The following is a 14,317-nucleotide window of genomic DNA, read 5'->3' on the forward strand; positions in this document are numbered from 1 at the left end:
AGTATTTAGACAGCAGTTGCGACCAATTGGAGGGACCGTGCAGACCGACATCGATCCGCGCAGCCTGATCGGCCGCAAGGCGTTCGACCGCAACGGCACCAAGATCGGGACTGTGGACGAGGTGTATCTCGACGATGCGACCGGCGTGCCCGAGTGGGCTGCTGTGCGCACCGGCCTGTTCAGCAGGGACGCTTTCGTCCCGCTGGAGCCCAGCAAGGTGGTCGACGACACCCTGCACGTCCCGTACGAACGCTCGCTGATCAAGGACGCGCCGGACTTCGGTGTCGGCCGTCATCTCTCCCCGGAGCAGGAACTGCAGCTCTACCACCACTACGGCCTCGATCTGTCCGAGGCCCCTGAAACGCCCACGCCGTCGGGGGAAACCTCCTTCGGCCGTGTCGCGGGCCAGGAGGACTGACCCGGGCTCTGCTCCTTCTCGGGCAGCGGCACCAGCGGCAGGGGGTCGGAGGGCTCGAGATCGGGGTCGTCGACACGGAAGGTACGGACGCGCCCGGGCGGCGACCCCGGCTCCTCGAACCGCACGGTGACCCGTCCGACGCCGCTGCCCTGCACCCAGCCCGCGCCGTACTGGGCATGCCGTACGTCGTGCCCGGCCGCCCAGCGCCGCTCCGGATGTGCCACGGGCTCCACGACGCCCGCCTCGGCCGGCTCATCGCCCCCATGAGCCCCCTGGTCGCCCGCCGCCTCGGACGCCCCCTCGTGCGCCGGTCCGCCATGATCGTCCGCGGCCGCCTGCTCGTGGGCAGCGGCCTGCTCGTCGGCGGCGGCCTGGGCGAAGAGGTCTTCCTGGGTGTAGTCGGTGAGCCCGGTGACGCCCACGCCGAGCAGCCGTACCCCGCCTGTGGTGTCCACGGCCTCCAGGAGCCGCCCGGCGGCCTCCCGCACCACCGAGGGGTCGTCGGTCGGCCCGCGCAGCGTCTCGGAGCGCGTGAGCGTCGAGAAGTCGTATCGCCGCACCTTCAGCACGATGGTCCGCCCGGAGTGCCCGGAGGCCCGCAGCCTGTGCACACACCGGTCGGCGAGCCGCTCCACCTCGATCCGCACCCGCACCCGATCGTGCAGATCCACATCGAAGGTGTCCTCGACCGACACCGACTTCGTGTCCCGCTCGGCCACGACAGGCCGGTCGTCGTACCCCATGGCCATCCGGAACAGCGAGGTCCCGTGCGCCCTGCCCAGCAGCCGTACGAGCTCGTCCTCGCCCGCCTCCGCGAGCTCGGCGACGGTCGTCATACCCGCGCGGCGCAGATGCTCCCCCGTCGCCGGGCCGACGCCGGGCAGCGTGCGCACCGACATCGGCCCCAGCAGCTCACGTTCCGTACCCGGCTCGATGAGCACCAGACCGTCGGGTTTCGCCTGCTCGGAGGCGATCTTGGCCAGCATCTTGGATCCGGCGAGCCCGACGGACCCGGTGAGACCCGTGACCGTGCGGATCTCCGCACGCAGCCGCTCCCCCGTCTCCCTCGCGGACGCGGAGTCGTCGGCGACCCCGCCCGCCTCCAGGTCCACGAACGCCTCGTCCAGGCTCAGCGGCTCCACCAGCGGTGAGAGCCTGCCCAGCAGCTCCATCACCTGCTCGCTGACCGTGCGGTAGAGCGAGAAGCGCGGCACGAGATAGGCGGCATTGGGCGCGAGCCGTCTCGCCTGCGCCATCGGCATCGCGGAGTGGACCCCGAAGCGCCGTGCCTCGTACGAGGCGGTCGCGACGACGCCGCGCGGCCCGAGCCCGCCGACCACCACCGGCTTTCCGCGCAGACTCGGCTTCGCCGCCTGCTCGGCGGCGGCGAAGAAGGCATCCATGTCCAGATGCAGAATCGTCGGCGCGGATCTCACAACTCCGATGCTGCCCTAAGCCACTGACAATGGCCCCGGCAGAACGTGGTCCCTCCGCCGCACCCGCTCAGACGGCCCGGTCGCGTCTGCGCCTGGCCAGCTCGTCCGCAGGGTTGTTGCCGACCAGCGTCTCGCCGGTGTCGATCCGCTCGCCGTGGAGCTGCGACAGCGCCGCCTCGACATCACGCCAGACCACACCGACGGCGATCCCGAAGATCCCCTGGCCGCCCTGGAGCAGATCCACGACCTCGTCAGGCGACGAGCACTCGTAGACGGTGGCACCGTCGCTCATCAGCGTCATGCGCTCCAGGTCCGAGACGCCACGCGCCCGCAGATGCTGCACCGCGGTGCGGATGTTCTGCAGCGCTACGCCGGTGTCCAGGAAACGCTTGACGATCTTGAGGACAACCACATCGCGGAAGCTGTAGAGCCGCTGCGTCCCCGATCCGTACGCCGGCCGCACGCTGGGCTCGACCAGCCCGGTGCGCGCCCAGTAGTCGAGCTGGCGGTAGGTGATACCCGCCGCCGCACACGCGGTCGGACCGCGGTAGCCGATCGTTTCCCCGGCCTCGGCCGCACTTTCGTGAAGCGGATGCAGACCGCCCTCCCCCAGACTCCGTCCGGGGGCGCCCCCAGCCGTACCGTCGCCGCTGCTTCTCACGCCGACCTCCGTCCTTGACCTGCCGACTCGACGGTAGGCAGTCACCAGGGGTGCGTCAACGATCGCCACGCCGAGTGATAATCACCCTGAGAGTGGTTTCTCGTGCCCGTATTCGGGGAAAGGCTACTCGAATGCGCTGACGACAACCGTTCGGACGGTCACTGGCTGTTGGTGCCGAAGTCCTCGGGCGAGATCTGATCGAGGAACTCGCGGAACTTCTCCACCTCGTCCTCCTGCTCGTCCGGGATGGCAATTCCCGCGTCGTCGAGGACCCCGTCGCTGCCGTAGATCGGCGTACCCGTACGCAGGGCCAGCGCTATGGCGTCGGACGGTCTCGCGCTCACCTCGACTCCACTGGCGAAGACGAGCTCCGCGTAGAAGACCCCTTCGCGCAGGTCAGTGATGCGCACCTCGGTGAGCTCCTGGCCCACCGCCTCCAGCACATCCTTGAAGAGGTCATGCGTCAGCGGCCTCGCCGGAGCCATGCCCTGCTGGGCAAAGGCAATGGCGGTGGCCTCCCCGGGACCGATCCAGATGGGGAGGTACCGGTCGCCTCCCACTTCACGCAGGAGCACGATCGGTTGGTTCGAGGGCATTTCGACCCGGACACCCACAACGTCGAGCTCGTTCACACAGCAACCCTAGGACGTGCCCGACCGGTTTGGGTAGTCGGGCTCTCCCATGATCAGTGCAGCCTGACCCCGAGAGCCGTCTGTACGAGGGCCGCGTGCAGCCGTACAGACAGGGCAGCGAGCTCTTTTGTGGTCGCCTCGGCATGCGCCCTGGTCTGCGGATTACGGTGCCGCCGCAAGGGTGCAACGACCTGCTCGACCAGGCTCGCCTCACGGTCCGCGGCGGCTTTCATCGCCCGCAGATGCCGCGGCTCCAGCCCGAATCTCCCCAGGTCCGCGACCAGCTTGGCCACGGTCACCGACTCGGCGTCGTAAGCGCCGTCCTCGCCCTGCGCCAGCAGGCCGTACGACTCCCACTCGGCCAGGTCCGCCTCGCCCACATCGGCGGCCGCAAGGAGCTCGGAACGCCCCACTCGCGCGGCCGTCGGCCGGTCGGCGACGGCTTCCCACGGGCCGTCGAACACCTCCCGCTGCGGGCCCTGCGCGGGCAGCTGAACGTGCTCACCGCGCCCCAGGGCGTCGAGATGCTCACGGATGACCTTCAGCGGAAGGTAGTGATCCCGCTGCATCCGCAGCACCTGCGCCAGCCGCTCCACGTCCTCGGGGCTGAACTTGCGGTACCCGGACGGTGTCCGCCGCGGCTCGACCAGCCCTTCGGACTCCAGAAAACGGATCTTGGAGATGGTCACTTCGGGAAACTCGTCGCGCAGCCGGCTGAGCACCGTACCGATGCTCATCAGCCTCTCGCCCGCGGTGGCGGTGCCGTGCCCGGCACCGCCCGTCGGTGTTCGCAGCATGTACCTTCCCTGTGGTCCCCCCGGACGGAGTCCGGGGGAGGGTTACACGCCCCGCTGGCTCGCGTAGAAGACCAGCCGGTACTTGCCGATCTGGACCTCGTCACCGCTCGACAGGACGACGGAGTCGATCCGCTCGCGGTTGACGTACGTGCCGTTGAGGCTGCCGACGTCCGCGACGCTGAAGCGGCCGTCCGGTCCCCGGCGGAACTCCACATGACGCCGCGATACGGTCACGTCGTCCAGGAAGATGTCGCTCTGCGGGTGACGGCCGGCCGTGGTCAGCTCGCCGTCCAGCAGGAAGCGGCTTCCGGAGTTCGGACCGCGGCGCACCACCAGGAGCGCCGAGCCGAGCGGCAGCGCGTCGACGGCGGCCTGGGCCTCGGGAGACAGCGACGGAATCTGCGTCTGCCCCGTCACCTCCGAGTCGTACGCCTCAAGGCCGGAGATGGAGATCGTCGAGGTCGTCTCCGAAGCACGCTCGGCGGGCGCTCCGCCACGCAGCGGCGCACCGCAGTTGGAGCAGAACCGGCTGGCCTCGGCATTGCGGTGCCCGCACCTCGTACAAACCAAGGCCGACATGGACGGATCCTCCTGCCGCGGCTGCCCCGCGTGGGGATTGGTTGAGTACGGGTCCTGGGCAAACCCTCCACCCGTACTTGAGGTTGATGGTTCCCCGAAACCTATGCGGCCGGAACCGGCAGGGTCAACAGACGACGCGCCCTGACCGCCCGAAATGTCACCGCCCGGACCAGCGACCTCATCCCGGAAGAGCGGCCGCTCAGCGCCCTGCTCCTCACTCTGGCCATGGCGCGGCGCGCGATGCCGGGCGTTGCCACCGTCCTCGCGTGCGCTCTTGCCGAACAACTTCCCAAACAACTTCACGGGCGATTCCCCTTGACCGAAATAGACCCGCCCGTGGGGCAGGACGAACCCTCAATGATCAGACCTGCCGACCCGGACATCCTCACAACGTCCGTGACCACCAGACAGTTTCCACCACGCGGCACGCATGTGATGTGCCGACCCCCCGCAAGCTCATGCCCTGGTCCGCCTGACCCCATGCACCCCCGCCTCACTGCGCCGACGACCGAGCGTAGTCAGGCCGCTTCGCGGGTCGCAAGGCATCCACGACGATCTTCTGCGAGCGCGCCACCGTGGCGGTGGCCTGCTCCTTCTCCAGTGTCTGGACCACGCCGCCTGGGATGTTCAGGGCCGGCTCCAGATCCTGCGGCTTGCCGATGACCTTGAACCGGTACGGGGCCTTGACCGGTTTGCCGTCCACCTCGATGTCGGCGCCGGTTCCCGTGAAGTAGGTGTCCGCGACGACCCGGATGTCGTTGACCTGGATCGCTTCCGCGCCCGCCGCACGCAGTTCCTGGATCGCGTCGAGCAGCATGTCCGACTCCACCGTGCCGGACGGGTCCTGGACGGTGAGCGTGATGCCCGGACCCTGCGCGGCGACCGTACCGGCGAGGATGCCGAGTTGCTGCTCCTTCTGCACGGTCTGTTTGCGAGCCTCTTCGGCCTGGTCCGAGCTGTTCTCCAGCTCGGTGCGCTGGTCCTCCAGACGCTGCTTCTCGTCCTCGAGCCGCTGCGTGCGGTTGTCGAGCTCGTCGAGGATGCGCACCAGGTCCTCCTGGCGGGCACCACGCAGCGCGCTGTTGTCGCTGTTGGAGCGGACCTGGATGGCGAGACCCAGACCGAGGACGAACAGCAGGAGGGCGACGATGAGTTGAGCACGGCTGACCCGCGGCGGCCACAGCACCGCGACAAGCCGCTGCCGACCGGTCTGCTGCGCGGGCTCGGGCTCTTCGGCCTCGGGCTGCTCCGAGTGGGGCTGTTCTGGGCGGGGCTGTTCTGGGCGGGGCTGTTCTGGGCGGGGCTGTTCCGTGCGGGGTTGTTCCGGCTCGGGCTGGTCCGGCCGGGTCTGCTCCGGCTCAGCGTTCCCGGAACCGGTGTCGGCGGCCGGCGGCGTCACCGACTCCGGCTCCTCGCCCTTGGGGTGCTCTTCGCCCTGGGGATTCTCTTCGCTGTTCATCGGCCTCACGCCCGGAACACGTGCCGGCGGATCGCGGCAGCGTTGGAGAAGATCCGGATACCGAGCACGACCACCACACCCGTCGACAGCTGGGCGCCCACGCCCAACTTGTCGCCCAGGAACACGATCAGCGCTGCCACCACCACGTTCGACAGGAAGGAGACGACGAAGACCTTGTCGACGAAGATTCCGTCGAGCATGGCCCGCAGGCCACCGAAGACCGCGTCGAGAGCCGCGACGACGGCGATCGGCAGATAGGGCTCGACCACCGCCGGCACTTCGGGCCGGACCAACAGTCCGACCACGACTCCGACGACGAGGCCCAGTACGGCGATCACGATGTGCCCTTCCCTGTGTCAGCCGTGCCCTGCCCGTTGCCCTTCCCGGCGTCGGCGGTCTTCGGCTCTGCTGTACGTACGATCAAGCTCGGCGCCGCCGGCAGGCGCACCTTCTCCTCGGCGGAGATGCTGGTGCGGATACCGAAGTTCTCCTGCAACGCGTGCAGATACTGCCCGTCGGCACTGTCCTGGAACGCGGTGCTCAACTTCTTCCCGTCCCCCACCGCGAGCACCGTGTACGGCGGCACCAGCGGCTTGTTGTCGACCAGTATGGCGTCGCCCGCCGCACGGATCGCCGACAGGGCCGTCAGCCGCTGCCCGTTGATCGCGACGGCCTCGGCGCCCGACTCCCAGAGCCCGTTGACGATCCGCTGCATGTCCCGGTCACGCACCCGGCCCGTGTCGTTGAAGCCGCTGCTCTCCCGCGGCCCGCCGCCATCCTGATCGGTGTCCTTGGCGTCGTCGACGACGAGCTTGACCCCCGGCCCCTCCACCTCTGTGGCGCCGGAGAGCAGTGCGACGAGTTCTGCCTGTTCCCCGCCCTGCGTCTTGAGGGCCTTGCGCTGCCGGTTCCCCACCTCGTCGCGGAGCGTGTCGACACTCCGCTCCAGCGCGTCGGCGTCCGCGGTCTCCGCGTCGATCCGGTCGATGAGCTCCTCGCGCTCCTTCGCCACCACCGGTGCCGATATCCGCGCCTCGGCCGCCCCCACGGTCACGACGAGCGCGGCCAGCACCAGGCCGGCCGCGAGTCCGAGCTTGGCCCGCAGCGTACGGGGAAGACCTCCGCCCTCGGCCTCCCTGCGGGCCGCCGCCTCCGCGTATCCGTCGTCGAGGCTGTGCTCCATGACGTTCGTCAGCAGCGACATGGACGCATCGGGACGTGCGGGTGGAGAGCCGGTGCTCCGAACGGGGGGCTGCTGCGACATGCCGCACATCGTCGCACGTCGCAGGTGTTACCGCCGAATGGCCCCACCGGTGCGCCGGAAGCCGTCCGCGGACAACTCCCGGCACACCCGTCACACGTCAGTGACCTGCACTGTCCACGACGGCGGACCATTCGTCGAGGAGCGCCTGCGCCGAAGCGTCGTCCGGCCCCTCTGCCCACAAATGAGTGACGGCCTCCGCGGGGTCGGGAAGGACCATCACCCAGCGGCCGTCGGCCTCGACCACACGTACACCGTCGGTCGTGTCGACGTGCCGGTCACCGGCCGCCTCCACGACGCGCCGCATCACCAGCCCCTTGACCGCCCAAGGAGTCGCCAGATCGCGCCGCAGCACATGCGCCCGCGGGATACGGGCATCGATCTGGCTCAGCGTGAGCTGCGTACGGGCCACGAGCCCGACCAGCCGTACAAGGGCCGCCGAGCCGTCGAACACGCTGCTGAACTCCGGAATGATGAAGGCGCCCCGCCCGTCACCACCGAAGATCGTGGTCTCCTCGCGCCCGACACGCGTCAGATCGTCGGGCGAGGTGGTCGTCCACTCCACCTGTGTGCCGTGGTACGCGGCGACCTGCTCGGCGATACGCGTGGTGGTCACGGGAAGCGCCACCCGCCCACTGCGCCGCTCCGCCGCCACCAGGTCGAGCAGCACAAGCAGCGCGCGGTCGTCCTCGATGATGCGCCCTCGTTCGTCGACCAGCGACAGCCGCTCACCGACGGGGTCGAAACGCACCCCGAAGGCCGCCCGGGCCGAGGCCACGATCTCGCCCAGCCGCACCAGTCCGGACCGTCGGGTGTCGGCCGACTCCGTCGGCCTCGATTCGTCGAGCCCGGGGTTGATGACCAGGGCGTCCACGCCGAGCCGTCCCAGCAGGCTCGGCAGAACCAGTCCGGCGCTGCCGTTGGACGCGTCGATGACGACCTTGAGACCCGACTCGGCGATGCCGGAGGTGTCGACATTGCGCAGCAGGGATCCCGTGTACGAGTCGAAGACGCTGGACGGGAAGTGCAGATCCCCGATCTCGCCGGGGAACGCCCGTCGGTACTCCTGGCGCGCGTACACCCGGTCGAGCTTCCGCTGACCGGCCTGCGAGAGGTCCGCGCCGCGCTCGTCGAAGAACATGATGTCGACGGAGTCCGGCACACCGGGAGACGTACGGATCATGATGCCGCCGGCACTGCCGCGGGCGGTCTGCTGCCGCGCCACGGGCAGCGGCACGTTCTCCAGGTCGCGTACGTCGATGGCACTGGCCTGCAGCGCGGAGATGACGGCCCGCTTGAGTGCACGGGCGCCCCGGGAGTGGTCACGCGCCGTGGTGACCGTCGCCCCCTTCTTGAGGGTGGTGGCATACGCACCCGCCAGCCGCACGGCCAGTTCGGGCGTGATCTCGACATTGAGGATTCCGGACACTCCGCGGGCTCCGAAGAGATGCGCCTGGCCCCGCGACTCCCAGATGACCGAGGTGTTGACGAAGGCGCCGGCCTCGATGGTCTTGAACGGGTAGACCCGGACATTGCCCTGGATAATCGATTCTTCGCCGACAAGGCACTCGTCGCCGATGACCGCGCCGTCCTCGATACGCGCGGCACGCATGATGTCGGTGTTCTTACCGATCACGCAGCCGCGGAGGTTGCAGTGCTCACCGATGTACACGTTGTCGTGGATTACGGCCTTATGGAGAAAGGCGCCGCTCTTGACGACGACGTTGGACCCGACGACGGTGTGCTCGCGGATCTCCACATCGGCCTCGACCTTGGCATAGTCGCCGATATACAGCGGCCCGCGCAGCACGGCGTCCGGATGGACCTCCGCACCTTCGGCCACCCACACACCGGGAGAGATCTCGAACCCGTCGAGTTCCACATCGACCTTGCCCTCGAGGACATCGGCCTGGGCCTTCACATAGCTCTCGTGGGTGCCCACGTCCTCCCAGTAGCCCTCGGCGATATAGCCGTAGATCGGCTTGCCTTCCTTCATGAGCTGCGGGAACACATCTGCGGACCAGTCCACGGGAACATCGGCCTCGACATAGTCGAAGACCTCCGGCTCCATCACATAGATGCCCGTATTCACCGTGTCCGAGAAAACCTGTCCCCAGGTCGGCTTCTCGAGGAAGCGCTCGACCTTTCCTTCTTCGTCCACGATGGTGATACCGAATTCGAGAGGGTTCGGCACTCGCGTCAGGCACACCGTGACCAGTGCGCCCTTCTCCTTGTGGAAGGAGATCAGGTCGCTCAGGTCAAAGTCGGTGAGCGCATCACCGGAGATGACGAGAAACGCGTCGTCCTTCAGCGCTTCCTCGGCATTCTTCACGCTCCCCGCAGTGCCGAGTGGCTTCTCCTCATTGGCATAGGTGAGCTCCATCCCGAGCTCTTCGCCGTCGCCGAAGTAGTTCTTGACGAGTGAGGCGAGAAACTGCACGGTTACGACGGTCTCATTGAGCCCATGCCGCTTGAGCAGGCGCAGCACATGCTCCATGATCGGCCGATTGGCCACTGGCAGGAGCGGCTTGGGCATGCTCGAGGTCATTGGGCGAAGTCGGGTACCTTCGCCACCGGCCATCACGACGGCCTTCATGTCGGAAGCGTCCTCCTTGAAGAGACGACGGTCTAGCCGACTGGACCCGTCAAATGAGGCCCTCTGGGGTCATGCACGGCCGGCAACACTGCACGGCACGGCATCGACGAGGTCAATCGGCCACTGCATCCGCCTTGACGAGGCGGCGGACCTGGACCACGTAGAGGATCCCTGCCCACCAATACAGAGTTGTACCCCATACTGCGAACGCCCATCCGAAAATAGCAGCGAGTGACGCAAGCCACCCACTTCCGTCACTCAGGAGCAGGAGGGGGAACGCATACATGAGGTTGAACGTGGCTGCCTTGCCCAGGAAGTTGACCTGGGGCGGCGGATAGCCGTGCCGGCGGAGGATGCCCACCATCACCAGCAGCATCAGTTCCCGCGCCAATAGGGCGGCGGTGAGCCAGATGGGCAGAATCTCGCGCCAGGTCAGCCCGACGAGGGTGGAGAGGATGTACAGCCGGTCGGCAGCCGGGTCGAGGAGCCGCCCCAGTCTGCTGATCTGGTTCCAGCGCCGCGCGAGCTTGCCGTCGAGATAGTCACTGACGCCGCTCAGCATCAGTACGAGCAAGGCCCAGCCATCGCTGTTGGGCCCCCCGAACTCGGGGCGGAGAATCAGCCACAGGAAGAGCGGCACACCGGCGAGACGCGCCATGCTGAGGATGTTGGGGATGGTGAGCACCCGGTCCGTCTGGACGCGGGTCTCCTGGACCTCCACCCGGGGGCCTCCTGTGCGGAACGTTCCAATGATGCTCCCTGACCCTACCCTCAGCCGCAGCCGCGGGATGCACAGGGGTAGGACGGCGGTATTGCACGTGAACGCAGAAAAGCCCCGCACCAGAAGGTGCGGGGCTCTCCCACAATAATTGTTCGGCGGCGTCCTACTCTCCCACAGGGTCCCCCCTGCAGTACCATCGGCGCTGAAAGGCTTAGCTTCCGGGTTCGGAATGTAACCGGGCGTTTCCCTAACGCAATGACCACCGAAACACTGTGAAGATATCGATTCCGGAATCCGCCCCGTGGCCGTGGGGGGACTCGACAGTTCGTTACTTCAGAACTGACACAGTGGACGCGAGCAACTGAGGACAAGCCCTCGGCCTATTAGTACCAGTCAGCTCCACCCCTTGCGGGGCTTCCACATCTGGCCTATCAACCCAGTCGTCTACTGGGAGCCTTAACCCCTCGAAGGGGGTGGGAGTCCTCATCTCGAAGCAGGCTTCCCGCTTAGATGCTTTCAGCGGTTATCCTTTCCGAACGTAGCCAACCAGCCATGCCCTTGGCAGGACAACTGGCACACCAGAGGTTCGTCCGTCCCGGTCCTCTCGTACTAGGGACAGCCCTTCTCAAGACTCCTACGCGCACAGCGGATAGGGACCGAACTGTCTCACGACGTTCTAAACCCAGCTCGCGTACCGCTTTAATGGGCGAACAGCCCAACCCTTGGGACCGACTCCAGCCCCAGGATGCGACGAGCCGACATCGAGGTGCCAAACCATCCCGTCGATATGGACTCTTGGGGAAGATCAGCCTGTTATCCCCGGGGTACCTTTTATCCGTTGAGCGACGGCGCTTCCACAAGCCACCGCCGGATCACTAGTCCCGACTTTCGTCCCTGCTCGACCCGTCGGTCTCACAGTCAAGCTCCCTTGTGCACTTACACTCAACACCTGATTGCCAACCAGGCTGAGGGAACCTTTGGGCGCCTCCGTTACTCTTTGGGAGGCAACCGCCCCAGTTAAACTACCCATCAGACACTGTCCCTGATCCGGATCACGGACCCAGGTTAGACATCCAGCACGACCAGAGTGGTATTTCAACGACGACTCCACCTGAACTGGCGTCCAAGCTTCACAGTCTCCCACCTATCCTACACAAGCCGAACCGAACACCAATATCAAACTGTAGTAAAGGTCCCGGGGTCTTTCCGTCCTGCTGCGCGAAACGAGCATCTTTACTCGTAGTGCAATTTCACCGGGCCTATGGTTGAGACAGTCGAGAAGTCGTTACGCCATTCGTGCAGGTCGGAACTTACCCGACAAGGAATTTCGCTACCTTAGGATGGTTATAGTTACCACCGCCGTTTACTGGCGCTTAAGTTCTCAGCTTCGCCACACCGAAATGTGACTAACCGGTCCCCTTAACGTTCCAGCACCGGGCAGGCGTCAGTCCGTATACATCGCCTTACGGCTTCGCACGGACCTGTGTTTTTAGTAAACAGTCGCTTCTCGCTGGTCTCTGCGGCCACCCCCAGCTCAGAGTGCAAGACTCATCACCGGTGATGGCCCCCCTTCTCCCGAAGTTACGGGGGCATTTTGCCGAGTTCCTTAACCATAGTTCACCCGAACGCCTCGGTATTCTCTACCTGACCACCTGAGTCGGTTTAGGGTACGGGCCGCCATGAAACTCGCTAGAGGCTTTTCTCGACAGCATAGGATCATCCACTTCACCACAATCGGCTCGGCATCAGGTCTCAGCCTTAATGTGTGACGGATTTGCCTGCCACACGGCCTACACCCTTACCCCGGGACAACCACCGCCCGGGCTGGACTACCTTCCTGCGTCACCCCATCGCTTACCTACTACCACCTTGGGCCGGCGGCTCCACCACTTCCCTTTGCCCGAAGGCTCCAGGACGGCTTCACGGCCTTAGCATTAATGGGTTCAGTACTGGGCGTTTCAAAGCGGGTACCGGAATATCAACCGGTTGTCCATCGACTACGCCTGTCGGCCTCGCCTTAGGTCCCGACTTACCCTGGGCAGATCAGCTTGACCCAGGAACCCTTAGTCAATCGGCGCACACGTTTCTCACGTGTGTATCGCTACTCATGCCTGCATTCTCACTCGTGTACCGTCCACCACTCGCTTACGCGGCGGCTTCACCCGGCACACGACGCTCCCCTACCCATCCCAGCGGGCGTTGGCCCTCATGCTGGAATGACACGACTTCGGCGGTACGCTTGAGCCCCGCTACATTGTCGGCGCGGAATCACTTGACCAGTGAGCTATTACGCACTCTTTCAAGGGTGGCTGCTTCTAAGCCAACCTCCTGGTTGTCTCTGCGACTCCACATCCTTTCCCACTTAGCGTACGCTTAGGGGCCTTAGTCGATGCTCTGGGCTGTTTCCCTCTCGACCATGGAGCTTATCCCCCACAGTCTCACTGCCGCGCTCTCACTTACCGGCATTCGGAGTTTGGCTAAGGTCAGTAACCCGGTAGGGCCCATCGCCTATCCAGTGCTCTACCTCCGGCAAGAAACACACGACGCTGCACCTAAATGCATTTCGGGGAGAACCAGCTATCACGGAGTTTGATTGGCCTTTCACCCCTAACCACAGGTCATCCCCCAGGTTTTCAACCCTGGTGGGTTCGGTCCTCCACGAAGTCTTACCTCCGCTTCAACCTGCCCATGGCTAGATCACTCCGCTTCGGGTCTTGAGCGCGCTACTAAATCGCCCTGTTCGGACTCGCTTTCGCTACGGCTTCCCCACACGGGTTAACCTCGCAACACACCGCAAACTCGCAGGCTCATTCTTCAAAAGGCACGCAGTCACGACGCACAGAGTAAACTCTGCGCGCGACGCTCCCACGGCTTGTAGGCACACGGTTTCAGGTACTATTTCACTCCGCTCCCGCGGTACTTTTCACCATTCCCTCACGGTACTATCCGCTATCGGTCACCAGGGAATATTTAGGCTTAACGGGTGGTCCCGCCAGATTCACACGGGATTTCTCGGGCCCCGTGCTACTTGGGTGTCTCTTAAACGAGCCGCTGATGTTTCAGCTACGGGGGTCTTACCCTCTACGCCGGACCTTTCGCATGTCCTTCGCCTACATCAACGGTTTCTGACTCGTCTCATCGCCGGCAGACGATGACAAAGAGATCCCACAACCCCGTATGCGCAACCCCTGCCGGGTATCACACGCATACGGTTTGGCCTCATCCGGTTTCGCTCGCCACTACTCCCGGAATCACGGTTGTTTTCTCTTCCTGAGGGTACTGAGATGTTTCACTTCCCCTCGTTCCCTCCACACTGCCTATGTGTTCAGCAGCGGGTGACAGCCCATGACGACTGCCGGGTTTCCCCATTCGGAAACCCCCGGATCAAAGCCTGGTTGACGGCTCCCCGGGGACTATCGTGGCCTCCCACGTCCTTCATCGGTTCCTGGTGCCAAGGCATCCACCGTGCGCCCTTAAAAACTTGGCCACAGATGCTCGCGTCCACTGTGCAGTTCTCAAGCAACGACCAGCCACCCACCACCCCACCCAACAGGGCGAGTTCACTGGGGCCGACATCGCGAAGGTCCAGACGTTTCAGTCCGTACCCTCAGACACCCAACAGCGCGCCCGGCACGATCCCCTGACTCACACGTTCCACGCCGAAGCAGTACTAGTGAAGTCCTGAAACCGTGCCGAATAGTCAACGTTCCACCCATGAGCTGACCACCGTCGGACATTTGCCGACGTAGTGGCTCTG

General features: G+C 65.4%; 11 protein-coding genes and 2 rRNA genes. 1 reads left to right on the plus strand and 12 read right to left on the minus strand.

Features of this window, described 5'->3' with window-relative positions:
- Positions 1–37: 37 nt before the first annotated feature.
- Complete coding sequence (locus OG741_RS07030; protein ID WP_405595956.1) at positions 38–418, plus strand: PRC-barrel domain-containing protein; 381 nt, start codon at positions 38–40, stop codon at positions 416–418.
- Here the strand turns inward: OG741_RS07030 and OG741_RS07035 are convergent.
- The 12 genes from OG741_RS07035 to OG741_RS07090 form a co-directional block, all read right to left on the minus strand.
- Entirely contained in the window at positions 331–1,854 is a 1,524-nt protein-coding gene (locus OG741_RS07035) for a DNA polymerase IV (RefSeq protein ID WP_405595957.1), read from the minus strand. The two genes, OG741_RS07030 and OG741_RS07035, sit on opposite strands and share 88 nt — an antisense overlap.
- Before the next feature lie 67 nt (positions 1,855–1,921).
- The gene (locus tag OG741_RS07040) at positions 1,922–2,515 is read right to left on the minus strand and encodes a MerR family transcriptional regulator (RefSeq protein WP_405595958.1); all 594 of its coding nucleotides are present in this window, start codon (positions 2,513–2,515) and stop codon (positions 1,922–1,924) included.
- 158 nt (positions 2,516–2,673) lie between these two features.
- A complete protein-coding gene (locus OG741_RS07045; protein WP_006123076.1) occupies positions 2,674–3,147 on the minus strand; it encodes a bifunctional nuclease family protein in 474 nt (157 codons plus the stop codon).
- A gap of 53 nt (positions 3,148–3,200) precedes the next feature.
- Positions 3,201–3,944, minus strand: a complete 744-nt coding sequence (locus OG741_RS07050) for a MerR family transcriptional regulator (RefSeq protein WP_405595959.1) — start codon at positions 3,942–3,944, stop codon at positions 3,201–3,203.
- A 42-nt stretch (positions 3,945–3,986) separates the two neighbouring features.
- The gene (locus OG741_RS07055) at positions 3,987–4,868 is read right to left on the minus strand and encodes an FHA domain-containing protein (RefSeq protein ID WP_405605436.1); all 882 of its coding nucleotides are present in this window, start codon (positions 4,866–4,868) and stop codon (positions 3,987–3,989) included.
- Between the two features lie 148 nt (positions 4,869–5,016).
- Entirely contained in the window at positions 5,017–5,982 is a 966-nt protein-coding gene (locus tag OG741_RS07060; RefSeq protein WP_405595960.1) for a DUF881 domain-containing protein, read from the minus strand.
- Positions 5,983–5,987: 5 nt separating this feature from the next.
- Positions 5,988–6,320: a small basic family protein gene (locus OG741_RS07065; RefSeq protein WP_003970459.1), complete on the minus strand. Its 333-nt coding sequence runs from the start codon at positions 6,318–6,320 to the stop codon at positions 5,988–5,990.
- On the minus strand, positions 6,317–7,246 hold the full coding sequence (locus tag OG741_RS07070; RefSeq protein WP_405595961.1) for a DUF881 domain-containing protein: 930 nt from the start codon (positions 7,244–7,246) through the stop codon (positions 6,317–6,319). The genes OG741_RS07065 and OG741_RS07070 overlap by 4 nt, the downstream gene beginning before the upstream one ends.
- Positions 7,247–7,343: 97 nt before the next feature.
- Entirely contained in the window at positions 7,344–9,839 is a 2,496-nt protein-coding gene (locus OG741_RS07075) for a sugar phosphate nucleotidyltransferase (RefSeq protein ID WP_405595962.1), read from the minus strand.
- Positions 9,840–9,951: 112 nt separating this feature from the next.
- Complete coding sequence (locus tag OG741_RS07080; RefSeq protein WP_405595963.1) at positions 9,952–10,560, minus strand: CDP-alcohol phosphatidyltransferase family protein; 609 nt, start codon at positions 10,558–10,560, stop codon at positions 9,952–9,954.
- A 150-nt stretch (positions 10,561–10,710) separates the two neighbouring features.
- A 5S ribosomal RNA gene (rrf, locus tag OG741_RS07085) occupies positions 10,711–10,827 on the minus strand.
- A 96-nt stretch (positions 10,828–10,923) separates the two neighbouring features.
- Positions 10,924–14,047 (minus strand): 23S ribosomal RNA (locus tag OG741_RS07090).
- Positions 14,048–14,317 lie beyond the last annotated feature (270 nt).

Origin of the sequence: Streptomyces sp. NBC_01410 (genome assembly GCF_045040195.1) — a bacterium.
Classification (GTDB): Bacteria; Actinomycetota; Actinomycetes; order Streptomycetales; family Streptomycetaceae; genus Streptomyces.

Coding starts and splice junctions, on each gene's coding strand:
- OG741_RS07075 (WP_405595962.1), bottom strand. CDS start 9,839: ATGAAGGCCGTCGTGATGGCCGGTGGCGAAGGTACCCGACTTCGCCCA.
- OG741_RS07070 (WP_405595961.1), bottom strand. CDS start 7,246: ATGTCGCAGCAGCCCCCCGTTCGGAGCACCGGCTCTCCACCCGCACGT.
- OG741_RS07060 (WP_405595960.1), bottom strand. CDS start 5,982: ATGAACAGCGAAGAGAATCCCCAGGGCGAAGAGCACCCCAAGGGCGAG.
- OG741_RS07050 (WP_405595959.1), bottom strand. CDS start 3,944: ATGCTGCGAACACCGACGGGCGGTGCCGGGCACGGCACCGCCACCGCG.